Here is a 14,836-nt window from a genome sequence, read left to right on the forward strand (position 1 = left end):
ACGGCGGGCAGCGTGGCGGACCCATCGCCCACCGCCGTTATTGCCTCGCTTCAGCAGGCCATGGGGCCTCTGGGGGCTGTGGCGCTGGCAGCCATTGCGCTGTCTTCCATCACCGGCAATTCGTTCAATGATAACACTGCCAGTTACAGCCTGATTTCCGCGGGCCTGCATGTGCCCCGCGTGGCCGCCGCCATTCTTACCGCCGTACTGGGCTACGTGCTCGCTGTAGCAGGCGCGGGCCGCTACACCACGCTTTACACAGATTATCTGATGGTCACCATGTACTGGATTGCACCGTGGATCGGCATTGTGCTGGCGGACTGGTATTGCGGAGACCACACGGTGCATCCGGTTCCACCCGGCTGGACATACGGGGCCACCATTTTTTCCGTGACCGCCGTGCTGACCATCCTGCTCTTTTCAAGCAGTACGCTCTATACCGGCCCCGTCGCAAAATGGCTGAATGGGGCCGATATTGGCTATTACGTTGGCTTTTTTGTTGCTGCGGGCTGGTATGTGCTGGGCATGCGCACGCGGGCCAACTCATAAAGGCCCACCGCCGCCGCGACAGAAACATTCAGGCTTTCCATATCACCGGGCATATACAGCCCGGCAATTTCATCACAGCTTTCGCGCGTCAGGCGGCGCAGGCCCTTGCCTTCCGCCCCTAAGACCAGCGCCACACGGCGGCCTTCAAAAGAAGGACCGTCCAGCAAGCCGCCGCCAGCATCCAGCCCCACGGTCCAGCACCCGCCTTTCTGCAAGGCTTCAATCGCACGGGACAGATTGACTTCCCGCACCATGGGCACGGTTTCCAGTGCTCCTGAAGCAGCTTTGGCCAGCACGGCGGTTTCTTCCGGTGCGTTGCGATCCTGCACCACAAGGCAGGCGGCCCCAAAGGCTGCGGCAGAGCGTAGAATGGCCCCCACATTGCGCGGGTCTGTCACCTGATCCAGCACCAGCACTGGCCCCGGCCGTTCCAGTGCCTCATCAAGTGTAAGATTTGGCAGCAGCTTGACCAGCGCAGCCACGCCCTGATGCACGGCCTCCGCCCCCAGAAGCTCATCCAGTTTGGCGCGCTGCGCAAGCTCGGGCTCAATAGTCAGTCTGGCTCCGGCCTCACGCGCGGCAAGCAGAGCGGGGTGATCGCCCTCCGTCACCAGCAGACGCTGAAAGACACGACGAGGATTAGCCAGCGCCGCCGCAACGGCATGCGTGCCGAACAACCAGCAGCTCCCGGCTGGTGCGCCGCCCCCTTCCCGTCCGCCAGAGGACTGGTTGCGCTGATGACGGGACGAACGACCGGAACGGGGATTACGCATAAGAACCTTTGATCTCTCTCACTCTTTCCCCTCCCCTACCGCATGTTCCGGTTGCGGGGCTATCCCTTTTGCCGCTGGTTTTGCAAACATGCCCGACGCTCGGCCAACGCACGCAAGGCCTGCTGCGTAGCCTCCGTCAACGGAGCAGGCAGAGCATCCAGCGCAAACCAGCCTACTGCTGCCAGTGCCTCCGGCTCCCGCACCGTGGGTTCACCGCGCCATTCTTCCACCAGATAGACAGGGGCAACCCAATGCTGCCCCTGTGCCTGATCTATCTGGTCCACCACGCATAAAAGCGTCTGTGGCGTGATGCTCAACCCGATTTCTTCCTGAATTTCACGGGCTACGGCTGCGGGCACTGTTTCAAACGGATCAACCTTCCCACCCGGCAGCCCCCAATGATGCGCTTCCGGGTTCCGCCGCCGCTGGACCAAAAGCAGTTTGCCCTCCCGCAGGATGGCCGCACCGCACCCAACGCGTGGAACTGTCATTTGATCTCTCCCTCCAGCCACGGCTGGGCTTCCCGCTCAGATTTCCATTTTTCTTCTGCTCACCGCCCTCCTTCAGGGCAGAGGCGGCAAGGTGGTATCAACCGTAATCGGGTGGTCCCCGGAAAGAATGGCTTTGACTTCTGCCTCTGTCGCCACGGCAGGCGGAGAGCCACGCAAAGGCATGCGTGCTGTCTCACGCACGGTCAACATGGTCAGGATGCCAATAACGGCTGCCCCCATCAGATAATAGGCAGGCATCATCAAATCCCCGGTTGTGCGCACCAGCCACGCTGTAACCAGCGGTGTTGTGCCCCCAAACAGGGAAACGGAGAGGTTGAAAGCAACAGAGAGCGCCGTGTAGCGCACGGGCGTATAAAACAGAGCTGGCAGCGTTGAGGGCATGGAACTGGTAAAACACACCAGAGAAAGCCCAAGAAGCATAAGACCAAGAAAAATAAGAATATTATTGTGGCTCCGCACCAACAGAAGTGAGGGAACAGCCAACAGCAGGATCGCCAGACAGGCCCCGATGATCATGGGCCTGCGCCCCAATCTGTCACTAAAGAGACCACCCACCACGTTCAGCGGCATCATGATCAGCATGACAATAATGATCAGCAACAGGCCTTTGCTTTCCGGGTAACCAAGCGTCACACTCAGATAACTGGGCATGTAGGTCAGCAGCATGTAATCCGTTACGTTGAAGACCAGCACCAGCCCCACGCATTTCAGCAATTGTGGCCAATGTACACGCAGCAGTTCCGTCCAGCCGGGTTTGTCATGCTCGCGGCTTTCGGCCTGCTCCGCATACGCCTGGAAGGCCGGAGTTTCTTCCAGCTTCATGCGCATATACAGCCCCAGAAGCCCCAACGGCCCCGCCACCAGAAACGGAATACGCCAGCCCCACGCCAGCATCTGGCTTTCTTCAAGCCCCAGTTGAAGGGCGGTTACCGTACCCGCTCCGGCCACGTATCCAGCCAGAGTGCCGAACTCCAGCCAGCTTCCCATCAGGCCCCGCCTGCGGTCCGTGGAATATTCAGCAATAAAGGTGGCAGCACCACCATATTCGCCACCTGTAGAAAACCCCTGCACAAGCCGCGCCAGAAGCAAGAGCGCCGGAGCCCCTAACCCGATGCTGTGATAGGAAGGAATAAGCCCGATGGAAAACGTGCCCAGCGCCATGAGAACCATGGTGAATGCCAGCACTTTCTGCCGCCCATACCGGTCCCCCAGCGGGCCGAACACCATGCCCCCCACAGGCCGCACCAGAAACGCGACCGTAAACGTTGCAAATGTTGCCATAAGCTGGGCGGTGGGATCATTGGACGGAAAAAACACACGCCCCAATGTGACGGCAATGTAGCCATAAACCCCAAAATCAAACCATTCCATGGCGTTGCCCAGAGCCGCTGCTCCTACGGCACGTTTCAGCATATCGCTATCCACCACGGTAATATCATCGGGCTTCATCTGCCTGCGGCGCTTGAACCATCCAAAATGGGCATGCGCCGTGCCAGAATCCTGCATAAGGTTTTCTTCCTCCAAAATTTATCGTGGGTGCGGCGCCTCCGGCTTGCGCAACACCCAACTCAACGCCAAGCGGCCTTTCCTGTTTGCAAGAAAAGCAACTTTTCGCTTCAACTTAATGATTAAAGATAGCGCGCTTATGTGACATAAGTTCAAAAATACGTAAAGGAAAAGAGAGTCATTTTATTTCATGAAAACATGCAAATCAATAACTCCACAGAACAATACAAACTACTTATTGACCACATCTTTATTTCATTGATTTCCGGTTAATTATTTTCATAATGCTTATAAACAAACATGAATTACTATATGCTGATTTTTTCAGACTCTCCAACCAGCACGAAACGAAGCCTCTCCAAAAGAAATCATGACAAAGAGTATCCTGCACTCACCATCAAATCGCCTGAAACAGGATGCAGGAGCGCCAGAATGGACAATCCCTTCCCTCGGCGGTATCGCTCTGGCCAGATTAACAGAAAGATATGGAGCGGGTCATGACCTCATCCCGGCCCCCGTCCGAAGGTGCCATTACATTACATCGGAACGACCTGCCGGATGACGTGACGTTCTCTGGCTCCGTGGCCGTTGATACGGAAACCATGGGCCTTAAGCCTTATCGTGACAGGCTCTGCCTTGTGCAGCTTTCCGCCGGAGATGGCACTGCTCATCTTGTGCAGCTTATCCCTCCTTCTCTGGGCGGAACGGGATATGACTGTCCCAACCTGAAAAAAATTCTGGCCGACCCGAGCGTGACCAAAATCATGCATTTCGCACGATTTGATGTCGCCATTCTCCAGCATGCGCTGGGCATTACGGTCAGTCCTGTGGTGTGCACCAAAATTGCCGCGCGCCTTGTTCGCACCTTTACAGATCGGCATGGCCTGGCCGCTCTGTGCCGGGAACTGCTGGGGGTGGAAATGAGCAAGCATCAGCAGACCTCTGACTGGGGTGCGCCTGACCTCAAGCCCGAACAACTGGCCTATGCGGCGTCCGATGTTCTGTATCTGCATGCACTTTGGGAGAAGATGGATGCCCTTCTCCAGCGGGAAGGTCGGCGGGAACTGGCGCAGGCCTGTTACAATTTTCTGCCCGCCCGTGCCCAGCTTGATCTTCTGGGGTATGAAGACCCAGATATATTTTCTCACCGGTCTTAACCCGTTTTAACCCGGACCTCCTGACGCATGACAGAGCTTCTCGCCTCGGAACACGCCTCCCCAACCGCAGCACGCCAGCAAGCCACGCTGACAGCAAATGCTGTGGCCGTTTTGCGGGCAGAACGCGCCGGGCTGGATGCGCTGGAACAGGCCCTGCAGAACCCAAACAGCCTTGGGCGCGCATTTGCGCAGGCGGTGGCACTTATCAGTACTCTACCGGGACGGCTGGTTGTAACGGGCATTGGCAAATCCGGGCATATTGCGCGCAAGGTGCAGGCCACACTGGCTTCTACCGGCACCCCAGCCCTGTTTGTGCATCCGGCTGAAGCCTCCCATGGGGATCTGGGCATGGTGCAGAATGGTGACGCCGTTCTGGCCTTTTCCAATTCAGGTGAAACTACGGAACTGGGCGATATTGCCGCCCACACCCGCCGCTGCAAACTGCCTTTGCTGGCCGTTACCAGCAGAGCAACCTCCACGCTGGCCACGGCAGCCGATATTGCGCTCACCCTCCCCTCCATGCCGGAAGCCTGCCCCATGGGGCTGGCCCCAACCACCAGCACCATCATGCAGCTTGCCCTGGGCGATGCGCTGGCCGTTGCACTGCTCCAGCAACGGGGCTTTACGGCGAACGATTTCGGGAATTTTCATCCTGGCGGGCGGCTGGGCATGCGGTTGCGCACCGTGCAGGATCTCATGCGGACCGGCAATTCCCTGCCAATCGGGCAGGAAAATACGCCCATGCGGGACGTGATTGTGGAAATGACATGCAAAGCCCTAGGCTGCATTGGTATTCTGGACCATAATGGCAAGCTGGCGGGGCTGATCACGGATGGCGACCTGCGCCGGGCGTTGGACCTTGATCTTACCATCACGCAGGCAAAGGATGTCATGAACCGCACTCCGCTCACCATCGGGCCTGATGTTTTTGCGGCGGACGCCCTGCGCCTGATGAACGAGCGTGACCGACCCATTACCTCCCTGTTTGTGCTGAATGCCGAGGGTAAGCCTTTGGGCGTGGTGCACGTGCATGACCTTTTGCGGGCCGGTGTGGGATGACAGAACCGCCCAGAAAATCCCCCCAGCGGGATGATTTTGCCCGTTCGGAAGAAACCATTCGCCAGCAGCGCGAGCGGCTGGCGCCTGCCCAACAGCGCCGGGTTGCGCCTGATGCCGGAACACTTGCCCGCCGCCGCACCCTGTTGCGCTGGGCCAAATGGGTTCTGCCCGCCACCGCCCTGCTGCTGCTGAGTTCCATTGCCGTCTGGCCGGAGGTGGACCGGCTGATCAACGCCAACAGCGCCGCCATTCGGGAAATTTCCAAGGTGAAGATTGAAAGTGGCAATCTGGTGGGCGCCACCTACAGAGGGGTAGACGAACACAACCGCCCCTTCATGGTGACATCAGACAGCGCGCATCAGGTCAACCCGGAACGGATGGACCTGACCAACCCCGCCGCCGATATTCTGACACAGGGCGGAGACTGGATTCTGGTGCGCTCACAAAAAGGCGTATACATGCAGCACGCGGATATTCTTGATCTGACAGGAGAAGTAACCCTGTATCGTGATGATGGCCTGATGATGCATAGTCCGGTAGCGGATATTGATATCAAACGTAGCATTATTGCATCGGATTCCTGGGTACGGGCGGAAGGGCCATTTGGCGTGCTGGACGCAAAAGGCTACCTGCTCTCCCAGCATGAAGGCATTGCCCAGTTTCGTGGGCCGGGCCGCCTTATCCTGAATGATGATCGCGGTAGTCATCCCGCTGATGGGAAAGCATCCTGATTATGCCGTCTGTTGCTTTGGTGCGCCTGAAGGCCGCCCCCTTTCAGCTGCCTCGCTATTCTCCTCTGGCATTCGGTGCTGTTCTGCTGGCAACCCTTCTGCCGGGTATGGCCTACGCCCAGTCCATTGATCTCTCGCACGGTGGCCAGATTACTGTTACCGCCGTAGGAGGATTTGACTGGGACCAGAACCAGAAAAAAGTCACTGCCTATGATCAGGCAAAAGCCATCCGTGGCGATGTTACGGTAACGGCCGATAAGCTGATTGCCTATTATCGCAAAAAAACCGCACCCGATGGCCCCGCCCCCGGCCCTGATGCCGGGACAGACCAGAAGCCTCCCGCATCAGCCAATACAACGGCAGGCACGCCCCCTGCCGCTCCACCCGCGTCAGGCCAACCCGCCGCAGGTGGTGATCCAGACTCTTCCGGTGCGAATGAAATCTATCGGCTGGAGGCCATTGGGCACGTACATATCTACACTCAGACCGATCAGGCCTGGGGGGATAAGGCGGTCTATGACATGGATCAGGCTGTGCTGGTCATGAACGGGAAAGCCATGAAACTGGTGACCCCACAGGATCTGCTGACAGCACGTGATTCCATGGAATATTATTCCCAGCAGCGCATTTCCATCGGGCGCGGCAATGCCACCGTTACCACCAATGATGGACGCCAGATTCGGGCGGATGTGCTTGTAGGGTACAGCGCGCCACCTGATAACACCGCTCAACCCCAGAATGGGCAGCAGGATGCTGGTAAACAGACGTCCGGTGATCCACTGAGCAACGGCTCCGGCAAGCTGGAAAAAGTGAACGCATTTGGCCATGTCTGGGTCAGAACACAGACGGAAATCGTAACCGGGGATCGGGGTGTTTACGTGCCGGATACAGGCATTGCGCGGATTGTGGGGAACGTGCATATCACCCGTGGTGCCAACCAGATCCAGGGTGCGGCCGCCATTATCAATATGCATACAGGCCTAGCCACCATGACCGAACACCCCGGCAGCCGGGTAAGCGGGGTTGTGGTGCCCAATAACGGCGATGGGTCAGACAGGAAATAAGGATGACTCAGGAAATTACCTGGACCGCTGAAGAAACAGTGGAAGAACGCATCATCGGGCCGGAACCGGCTTTCTTGAATGCCCAGCACAAACCGGGGCACGGGCTCTTTGCGCACGGAATAGGCAAATCCTACAAGAAGCGCGAGGTGGTGAAGAACGTCTCCATTGAAGTGCATCGGGGTGAAGCCGTTGGTCTGCTGGGGCCAAACGGGGCCGGGAAAACCACCAGCTTCTACATGATTGTGGGCCTTGTGCAGCCAGATACAGGCTCCATCACGCTGGACGGAGCCGATATTACGCAGTTGCCCATGTATCGTCGGGCGCGGCTGGGCATTGGCTATCTACCGCAGGAGGCCAGCATTTTCCGTGGCCTGAATGTTGAGCAGAACATTATGGCGGCTCTGGAAGTGGTGGAGCAGGACCCGGACAAACGGGAAGTGATGCTGGATGGCCTTCTGAGCGAATTCGGTATTTCTCACCTTCGTCGCTCTCCTTCTCTGGCGCTCTCGGGCGGGGAACGTCGGCGTCTGGAAATTGCGCGTGCGCTTGCCAGCCAGCCGCATTACATCCTGCTGGACGAACCTTTGGCCGGTATTGACCCCATTGCCGTGGGCGAAATTCGTGACCTTGTGTCCCACCTGAAAGACCGTGGCATTGGCGTGCTGATTACAGACCACAACGTGCGCGAAACACTTGAGGTCATTGACCGTGCCTATATCATGCATAGTGGGCAGGTGCTGATGCAGGGCGTGCCAGAAGAAATTGTGGCCCATGAAGACGTCCGCCGCGTCTATCTGGGGGAAAGCTTCTCGCTGTAATAGTCAGGGAAGCTGCTTGCAAAACCTGCTGGATCGCTCTGGCCTGCAACGGGCTTCCTGCATGCCTTTCTCTGGCAGGTATGTATTCCGACCCCAAAAGCCCTGCCCGCCCGAATGGTGGCCGTTTCCGTAAAAATGATGAGGAACAGAAGCCTCTAGGGGCGGGAAACCACCCGACTATGCTTTTTCTCCAGGCCCTATCATGCTTCTACCCCACGTAGGACAGCATGATTTTCAACAGGTGCTCGACACTTGACCGCTAACCCATCGCAACATTGCCCAGACGGCGGAAATGCTTAGCGATGGATAACCGGCGGCGGAAGATCCACGTGTGGAGGCTGTATCAACGGGATAGGCGGCACGGGAGGCGCAGGCGGCTCGGCCTGCTTTTTCTCTTTCACCACATCCACCGGAATAAGCACCCGTTCCATAATAACGGGTGGCTTGCTGTGCATCATATGCCACATGAAGGCACCGTAGCCTGTGGCCAGAACACCAAGCACGACAAGTTTGGCCCGCCAGCTACGACGCATTTTAGGCATATTGGCAGGTGGGCTTGAACGTAAAAGCATGATGTCCTTGTCTGGCTTGCAACTCTGCTTCGTTTGTACGCGGTAGCCGTTGTGGGCAGCAACCCCACATCAGCAGTTTTTTGCGCTGCCTGCATAATCATTGGAATGGCGAGGGAACTGTCAGCCTTGGTGATGCATTAAATCTGTAACAAAAGAATGGACACACCCGCGAGAGCGTGCCCAAATAAACTTCAGATCGTGCAGACTCCATGGCTGCATGATTGACGGTTAAAGCCGCCAGCGCCTGAAAACAGGCCGCAGCACCGTGTGGCTCATGATTCAGGCGCGACGGTCCTGCTTGTAACAGACAAGGAAGGACATCCGAATGCATATTCATGTTTCCGGCAAACAGATTGATCTGTCTGACGCACTCAAGCACCGCGTCAATACCCATATGGGCAATCTGGCGGACCGGTATTTTGACAAGGCGCTGGAAGCCAAGGTCACCTTCAGCAAGGCGCGTTCCTTTTTCACGTGCGATATCAATGTCCATGCTGGCCGTGGCCTTACGTTGCGTGGTGAAGGGGAAGCAGCGGACGCCAATACCGCGTTTGATGACGCTGCCGAGCATATTGCCAAACGGCTGCGCCGTTACCATCGGCGCGTAACGTCCCACGCTCGTGCCACCAAGAGTGATGCAATTCCCGAAACAGGCCGTTCCTATATCCTGCAACAGCCTCCGCCGAACAAAAAAGGCAAAGCAAACGGACACGCCAATAAAACACAGGCCGCCACAGACGAAGCCGAGGAACAGGAAACATACGCCGCTATAATCGCGGAACACACCACGGACATCCCTCACCTCAGCGTCAGCGAAGCCGTGATGCGACTGGACCTTGCAGCAAGCACCATCCTTCTGTTCCGAAACCGCAAAAATCAACAGATCAACGTGGTCTTCCGCCGAGATGACGGAAATATCGGCTGGGTAGATACGGGGCCTGGTTGAGTTTGTGCTTGACTGGATAAAGCCTTATTAGTCGAGGAATGCTGCCTATAACACGGCATCATTCCTTCATGGGCTGAGGACGTTCACAGTCGCACGAAGAAGGAAAATCCATCCACAGAATGGTAGGGCAACAACTCTTCTCCTTCGAGATAACGATCAAGAACGGCCTGATAGTTCTTTTTGATATGCTCTCAAAGAGAGACAAGCGAAGTTGTTGCTCGCCATCGGGAAAAATATTGGCTGGGGTAGCCTTACCCTAATTATGTTTATGACTTTTCCAGATATGGTATCCAGAACAAGATCAAATAGTAAAATCGAATAACTCACCCCATGACAATGATGAGTCAAAACGCAAGCCGTTTTCAACTTGGGGGCTAAAAAGCCCTATTTTTATTTTCCCAATAGTAGCAATATCAATTGGGATACGGTTTTTATACAGGCGAAAGAGGGTTTTTAGAACCCTCCACTTATACGACAGAGATATTGCTCGCCCGCTCTCCTCATTTTTCTATACCAGCCAATACCTTTCTTACTATTTAAGCAAAAAATTTGAGAATTTTTCTTTGTATTTTTCAGAAATATTTATATTGCACTTACTTAAGTAAGATATAAAGTTTTGAGTGTTGTAGTTATATTTTTTTATAAAATTATCGTAGTTTGTGGAATCCCTATAATATTCCATCGTTCTGTATTCATCGAAATCCTCAAACTCAAGAGATGGTAGATCAAAAAAATTAGTCATCTCTTTTGTTCTACTATCAATAGCTAAAAACAATGCAGGAACACCTGATAGAATTGCCATCACGTTCCCGTGAAACCGAGACCCAATACTAAAATTATATTTTTTGCTATTTAATAGCCACGTGTCCACATCAAAATAAATACTTTTACTGTCCTCAATCCATTTATCTATCTCACTATCTGAACCATTTATATTTTGTATGTAATCAAAAGTTTGCTCAACAAATCCATCGCAATTTTTACTTAGATATTTCAATACTTTATATTCTTTTTCGGTCAGATCCGTATCAAATGTCCGAAAATTGGAAACAGCTTTTCCATATTTATAGTCTTTTAGAAAATCAAATGAGTTTTGGTAGAGAGGGATCTGATATAATGAAGGACACCCAATTACTTCCATATTCCTTATGCCGTTTTTATATAAAATATCATATGTATATATTCCTCTTACTGCAAAACAGGTTTTCTCCTCCATTGCTTTTAATATGCTTATGATTTCCGGATGGAGACAAAAGTCTTTTTTAAAATATTTTGACTGCAAGCCAATGCTAATCGGAACAAGGGGTTTATCTCCTGCCTTTTCCAATTGCTTTGTTAAACTAAGCCATGGCTGCACATTTTCACGCAACCATATCAGTTCTGTCGTAATAAATTGGTCAAAATTACTGAGTGTTTCCTCTTCTGCATCTTCTGAAACAATTTCACATTCCAGGAGATTTATTATTGAATTCGTGAACACGATATTACCCGTATTCCATCCAACAGCTTCTATTTTTTCTTCAAGAGAGGAATATTGTTTTACAGTTTTTGCAAAAAACCCGGTTTTCATAAGATTACCTACCCTCTTCAGACAAACAAAACATTTAGATCTACAACCTTAGACCCATTTCGTTGTTACAACCACTCAGAAGAGAGTGAGAAAAAATCGCATTTGTGACAGGTAGGAAGCCAGATAGATAGTGAGGACATCTGGCGCAGGTAGATGTCGCAGCTCTCTATTCCCGAGAAAATACCGACCACCGAAACTATGTGCCAGAAGGCTCAAGCCTATAGAAAAGTTTCAAGAACAACCATCTAGACAGATGCCTTCGCCCCCGCTCTTGCTCTTTTCTTCCCAAGAAAAGAGCAAGAGCGCCTAGGTATTAATGACGTGATGCTTTTTCTATTTCCGTATTCACTTTTTCCATGATTTTTCGGCGTGCTTTAGGGGCAAGCATTTTGTATCCATCATGCAGAGACCGCATGGCACGGGATTTATAATCTTCCACAAGATTACTATCCAATCGCCCCAGAGCCCATATGTGGGTGTTCACTTCAACCATCATAAGCTGCTCAATAACATCATTGCGCATTCGCGATGTTACTCTTGGCTTCAAGTAATCAAAAATATCAAAATGTACAAACAATTTCTCGTCTTTTGCAAGGATATCCTGCCCTAGCCTTCCTTGCCTATAATAGTAATAATCCTTCGCCGTCGTTACAATGCGCCTTGCCAAGCTCAGAGCTTCAAACTGAAAAGGAAGATCATCAAAACGTTTTATATGTTCCGGAAAAATAATCTTGTTTTCAGTCAGAAGTTCTTTCGCATAGATGCGCCGCCAGATAGTAGGCTGGCCTGTCAGCAGACTGAGCGGATTATCAACAATACCAGATCTTTTAAACAGGCCATCACGTCCTGCGTAAATATCGTTGCTATTGGCAATTAGGCCGCCTTCATATGCAAGGCAGTACCCTCCCTGGGCAACATCTGCTGCATTTTCCACAGCCATTTTGTACAGATCGGAATACATGTCTGGGGTAACCCAGTCATCACCGTCCACAAACCCGATAAACTGCCCACGTGCAACGGCCATCCCTGCATTTCGCGCAGAAGCACATCCTCCGTTGGCCTTGTGCACAACAACAACACGCTCCGGAAATTTCTGGGCATAACTGTCGGCTATTTCTCCGCAGGCATCTGGAGAGCCATCATCCACCACAATAATTTCCAGCCGCTCCAATGTCTGCTCAACCAGACTGTCCAGACATTGCGGAAGCTGAGCGGCAACACCATAAGCCGGCACAATAACAGAAACAGCTATTTTAGGCTGAGGCTTATCAAAGCCCCGCCCACGTCCACTCGCGTGAGCAAGATAGAGAAAAGAGACGTGAGGACGTAATTGTTCCGAAATATCATAAATGCTGCATGAAAATGGGATCTCTGTCGTGAGCGCTTTAATTCTAAAATGTTTGATCAGAGTCCAAACAGTCGGATAATACGCATCATCAATCCGCACGAAATCAAGTGTTTCAACATCTTTTGCTGCGGCAAGAAACGCATCCAGACTTTCATAAATCGAAACACGAGGATCCGTTCCAAACAAGCCGGTCAAGGATGCACGAAGGAAAAAATCCGGCTCGACCACATAAACAGAAGCTTCCGGAGCGTAATGAAGGTGAAGCAGACATTCCAACCCGGATCGACCACCAACAAACAATCCGACACCATTACGTTTCTGAGAACAGAAACGTGGACCGAACCATGAATGTTCCAAGCGCCCGACATCCTCGTCTCTAATATGCGCTGGAACAGAAAGTGGTATTTTACGAATATGACTATGAAAATTGGAAAAACGGATCATCAGCCTGTTCTCGCTATCAGGAGCCGGAAATGTTGGACATTTTGTTCATCAGATTGCCCAATCGCCTTTTGGCCGCTCCCACCAATCGCTTGGGATGTATGACTGGACGCGCGTCCCCGCTGGCAAGCAGGCTGGACTGGGCTTCAGAAGAGGCATCATCTTCTTTTTCGTGCGCAGCAAGCGTGTCTTTAACCAGAGCAAGACGGTCATTATTTTTCAGGAAAAGAGACTGTCTGATCTCCCATGGGTTCTCAGAAAAAACTCTATGATACGTTGCAAACCAGTCTTCAGGGATGGTCGCATATAGTTCACAGGCCTGCGTGAAAAACTCCTGCCTTTGCGGGAGGAGCACATTTTCTCCGCACCAAATAATCATACGTGTCATCAAACTGACAAGTGCAGCGCCTGCTTCATTATCGATCGAATATTGCTTCCCATATTGAATTGCAAGTTCAACACTTTTGAAAATATGGAACCTGCGCTGACTGCGTTCCTGTGTGATTTTCCCAGGCCTGTTAATCCGATAATGATAGCCAGTTTCATTCAAAAGACCGATGCGCCTGGCGGCCGCTATTTCGTGAGTATGAGGGGGCAGATCTTCAAAAATCAGCCCTTGTTCAAAACAAATTCCCTCTGCAACCATGAATGCACGGCTCATAACCCGTGTATTGGCGTTAGGCTCCAACCGAAGCAACATGGGTGAGTCTTTCAGCGATGTTGTTTTTGATGGAGCATTCTGCAACAGATCATTCCACAGCCAGTCATCATAAAAGTCACTCAGATGGCTATTACTGTCATCAAAAACCGCGCTTCGGCAGATCACAAGCTCACACTGCTCCTCTGCGGCATAACGCGCCATGCGGGTGTATAGACCCGGTGTCACCACATCATCACTGTCGAGAAAGGCAATATAATCGCCACGTGCATATGACAGACCCGACATTCGGGCTTGAGAAAGACCCGCGTTGGCCTGGTCAATAATGGCAACAGGGTTTTCAACAGTCTTTGCCCACTCAATAGCAAGATTTAAACTGTTGTCAGTTCCGCCATCATGTACAACAAGAATTTCGTGGCGGCCCTGTTCTTCGCCCATAAGGCTGTTCAGAGTTTCAATAACATAATTTTCTGTATTATATACTGGAACGATAATACTGACACTCCCCGCCTGAAGAGGAGAAGAGAATTGTTCGTTCTTGAAAACAATCTCGTTTTTCTTCATTTTATCTATCTCTCTTTTTCAAACGTCTTTGTTCGTATCAAACGTAATCTTGTTGGCGTTCCACGTCAGCTCAGGACATTACATCTGGAAGGATGAAAAGAATTTTCCCACGCTCAAGAATGCATAAACGTGCCACTAAAAGGCTGCACTCGTCATCTCATCGCGTTGAAATCCTCTTTCATCAGAATCATAATTTTTCCTAAAATCATAAAACATTCTGAGGACTCTTCTCTCTTTCTGGACAACACATTTTATAGCACGTTGCACAGCGTAGTGTTCCTGTATGGAAGCATCATGGTGGGAAATATTTTCGTATCCAAATCTCTTACGGATATAGCCCCAGAAGCTCTTTGGACGCAAGAACTGCCCCCTGCTTTTGCAAGTGAGACATACGACCGAACTGAAGCCTCTTTTTAAACAGGATGCAGCACACCAAGTCTCGCAGCCCCCCTCCCGAGACAGTCCGCTGTGCGCACCTTACATAAGGTTGAAGCGCAGGAATGCTCAGAAAAACGTCCTGATCGGGATACTAGGGCTAATCGACATTCAAGCGCTCCAGATCATGACT

13 protein-coding genes and 1 pseudogene are annotated in these 14,836 nt (G+C 52.3%); 7 read left to right on the forward strand and 7 right to left on the reverse strand.

Annotation, left to right across the window (positions count from 1 at the left end):
- Positions 1–549 (forward strand): annotated as a pseudogene (locus AD948_RS01645) (hypothetical protein); the annotation flags it as partial.
- Here the strand turns inward: AD948_RS01645 and rlmB are convergent.
- From rlmB to proP, 3 genes are all read right to left on the reverse strand, one after another.
- Complete coding sequence (gene rlmB, locus AD948_RS01650; protein WP_035378126.1) at positions 483–1,322, reverse strand: 23S rRNA (guanosine(2251)-2'-O)-methyltransferase RlmB; 840 nt, start codon at positions 1,320–1,322, stop codon at positions 483–485. The pseudogene AD948_RS01645 and the gene rlmB sit on opposite strands and share 67 nt — an antisense overlap.
- 59 nt (positions 1,323–1,381) lie before the next feature.
- Entirely contained in the window at positions 1,382–1,813 is a 432-nt protein-coding gene (locus AD948_RS01655; protein ID WP_061470401.1) for an NUDIX hydrolase, read from the reverse strand.
- A gap of 72 nt (positions 1,814–1,885) precedes the next feature.
- Positions 1,886–3,340 carry a glycine betaine/L-proline transporter ProP gene (proP, locus tag AD948_RS01660; protein WP_061470402.1) on the reverse strand — a complete coding sequence of 485 codons (1,455 nt, stop codon included), beginning with the start codon at positions 3,338–3,340 and terminating at the stop codon, positions 1,886–1,888.
- A 497-nt stretch (positions 3,341–3,837) separates the two neighbouring features.
- Between proP and AD948_RS01665 the strand changes: the two genes are divergently transcribed.
- The 5 genes from AD948_RS01665 to lptB all read left to right on the forward strand — a co-directional run bounded on the left by AD948_RS01665 (position 3,838) and on the right by lptB (position 8,169).
- A complete protein-coding gene (locus tag AD948_RS01665; protein ID WP_061470409.1) occupies positions 3,838–4,497 on the forward strand; it encodes a ribonuclease D in 660 nt (219 codons plus the stop codon).
- Between the two features lie 27 nt (positions 4,498–4,524).
- Positions 4,525–5,556, forward strand: coding sequence for a KpsF/GutQ family sugar-phosphate isomerase (locus tag AD948_RS01670; RefSeq protein WP_061470403.1), 1,032 nt, complete (start codon positions 4,525–4,527; stop codon positions 5,554–5,556).
- Positions 5,553–6,287: an LPS export ABC transporter periplasmic protein LptC gene (gene lptC, locus AD948_RS01675; protein ID WP_006559836.1), complete on the forward strand. Its 735-nt coding sequence runs from the start codon at positions 5,553–5,555 to the stop codon at positions 6,285–6,287. The genes AD948_RS01670 and lptC overlap by 4 nt, the downstream gene beginning before the upstream one ends.
- Positions 6,288–6,394: 107 nt before the next feature.
- A complete protein-coding gene (locus tag AD948_RS01680; protein WP_248845881.1) occupies positions 6,395–7,351 on the forward strand; it encodes an LptA/OstA family protein in 957 nt (318 codons plus the stop codon).
- 2 nt (positions 7,352–7,353) lie between these two features.
- Positions 7,354–8,169: an LPS export ABC transporter ATP-binding protein gene (gene lptB / locus AD948_RS01685; RefSeq protein ID WP_006559834.1), complete on the forward strand. Its 816-nt coding sequence runs from the start codon at positions 7,354–7,356 to the stop codon at positions 8,167–8,169.
- 296 nt (positions 8,170–8,465) lie between these two features.
- Here the strand turns inward: lptB and AD948_RS01690 are convergent, their stop codons facing one another.
- Positions 8,466–8,741: a hypothetical protein gene (locus tag AD948_RS01690; protein WP_156478891.1), complete on the reverse strand. Its 276-nt coding sequence runs from the start codon at positions 8,739–8,741 to the stop codon at positions 8,466–8,468.
- A 325-nt stretch (positions 8,742–9,066) separates the two neighbouring features.
- Here AD948_RS01690 and hpf point away from each other — a divergent pair, with 325 nt between their 5' ends.
- Complete coding sequence (gene hpf / locus AD948_RS01695) at positions 9,067–9,687, forward strand: ribosome hibernation-promoting factor, HPF/YfiA family (RefSeq protein WP_006559831.1); 621 nt, start codon at positions 9,067–9,069, stop codon at positions 9,685–9,687.
- 532 nt (positions 9,688–10,219) lie between these two features.
- On the opposite strand, the gene AD948_RS01700 is transcribed toward hpf, so the two are convergent.
- The 3 genes from AD948_RS01700 to AD948_RS01710 form a co-directional block, all read right to left on the reverse strand.
- Positions 10,220–11,257: a polysaccharide pyruvyl transferase family protein gene (locus AD948_RS01700; RefSeq protein ID WP_061470405.1), complete on the reverse strand. Its 1,038-nt coding sequence runs from the start codon at positions 11,255–11,257 to the stop codon at positions 10,220–10,222.
- Positions 11,258–11,570: 313 nt separating this feature from the next.
- Positions 11,571–13,049: a glycosyltransferase gene (locus AD948_RS01705; RefSeq protein WP_061470406.1), complete on the reverse strand. Its 1,479-nt coding sequence runs from the start codon at positions 13,047–13,049 to the stop codon at positions 11,571–11,573.
- Between the two features lie 16 nt (positions 13,050–13,065).
- Positions 13,066–14,268, reverse strand: coding sequence for a glycosyltransferase (locus AD948_RS01710; protein WP_061470407.1), 1,203 nt, complete (start codon positions 14,266–14,268; stop codon positions 13,066–13,068).
- Positions 14,269–14,836: the final 568 nt, after the last annotated feature.

The sequence above is a fragment of the Acetobacter senegalensis genome (assembly GCF_001580995.1).
Taxonomy (GTDB): Bacteria; Pseudomonadota; Alphaproteobacteria; order Acetobacterales; family Acetobacteraceae; genus Acetobacter; species Acetobacter senegalensis.

Excerpts from the sequence above, each read along its gene's own strand:
- lptC (WP_006559836.1), top strand. The coding sequence starts at position 5,553 with ATGACAGAACCGCCCAGAAAATCCCCCCAGCGGGATGATTTTGCCCGT.
- hpf (WP_006559831.1), top strand. The coding sequence starts at position 9,067 with ATGCATATTCATGTTTCCGGCAAACAGATTGATCTGTCTGACGCACTC.
- AD948_RS01665 (WP_061470409.1), top strand. The coding sequence starts at position 3,838 with ATGACCTCATCCCGGCCCCCGTCCGAAGGTGCCATTACATTACATCGG.
- proP (WP_061470402.1), bottom strand. The coding sequence starts at position 3,340 with ATGCAGGATTCTGGCACGGCGCATGCCCATTTTGGATGGTTCAAGCGC.
- AD948_RS01710 (WP_061470407.1), bottom strand. The coding sequence starts at position 14,268 with ATGAAGAAAAACGAGATTGTTTTCAAGAACGAACAATTCTCTTCTCCT.
- lptB (WP_006559834.1), top strand. The coding sequence starts at position 7,354 with ATGACTCAGGAAATTACCTGGACCGCTGAAGAAACAGTGGAAGAACGC.
- AD948_RS01700 (WP_061470405.1), bottom strand. The coding sequence starts at position 11,257 with ATGAAAACCGGGTTTTTTGCAAAAACTGTAAAACAATATTCCTCTCTT.
- rlmB (WP_035378126.1), bottom strand. The coding sequence starts at position 1,322 with ATGCGTAATCCCCGTTCCGGTCGTTCGTCCCGTCATCAGCGCAACCAG.
- AD948_RS01690 (WP_156478891.1), bottom strand. The coding sequence starts at position 8,741 with ATGCTTTTACGTTCAAGCCCACCTGCCAATATGCCTAAAATGCGTCGT.
- AD948_RS01670 (WP_061470403.1), top strand. The coding sequence starts at position 4,525 with ATGACAGAGCTTCTCGCCTCGGAACACGCCTCCCCAACCGCAGCACGC.
- AD948_RS01655 (WP_061470401.1), bottom strand. The coding sequence starts at position 1,813 with ATGACAGTTCCACGCGTTGGGTGCGGTGCGGCCATCCTGCGGGAGGGC.
- AD948_RS01680 (WP_248845881.1), top strand. The coding sequence starts at position 6,395 with ATGGCCTACGCCCAGTCCATTGATCTCTCGCACGGTGGCCAGATTACT.
- AD948_RS01705 (WP_061470406.1), bottom strand. The coding sequence starts at position 13,049 with ATGATCCGTTTTTCCAATTTTCATAGTCATATTCGTAAAATACCACTT.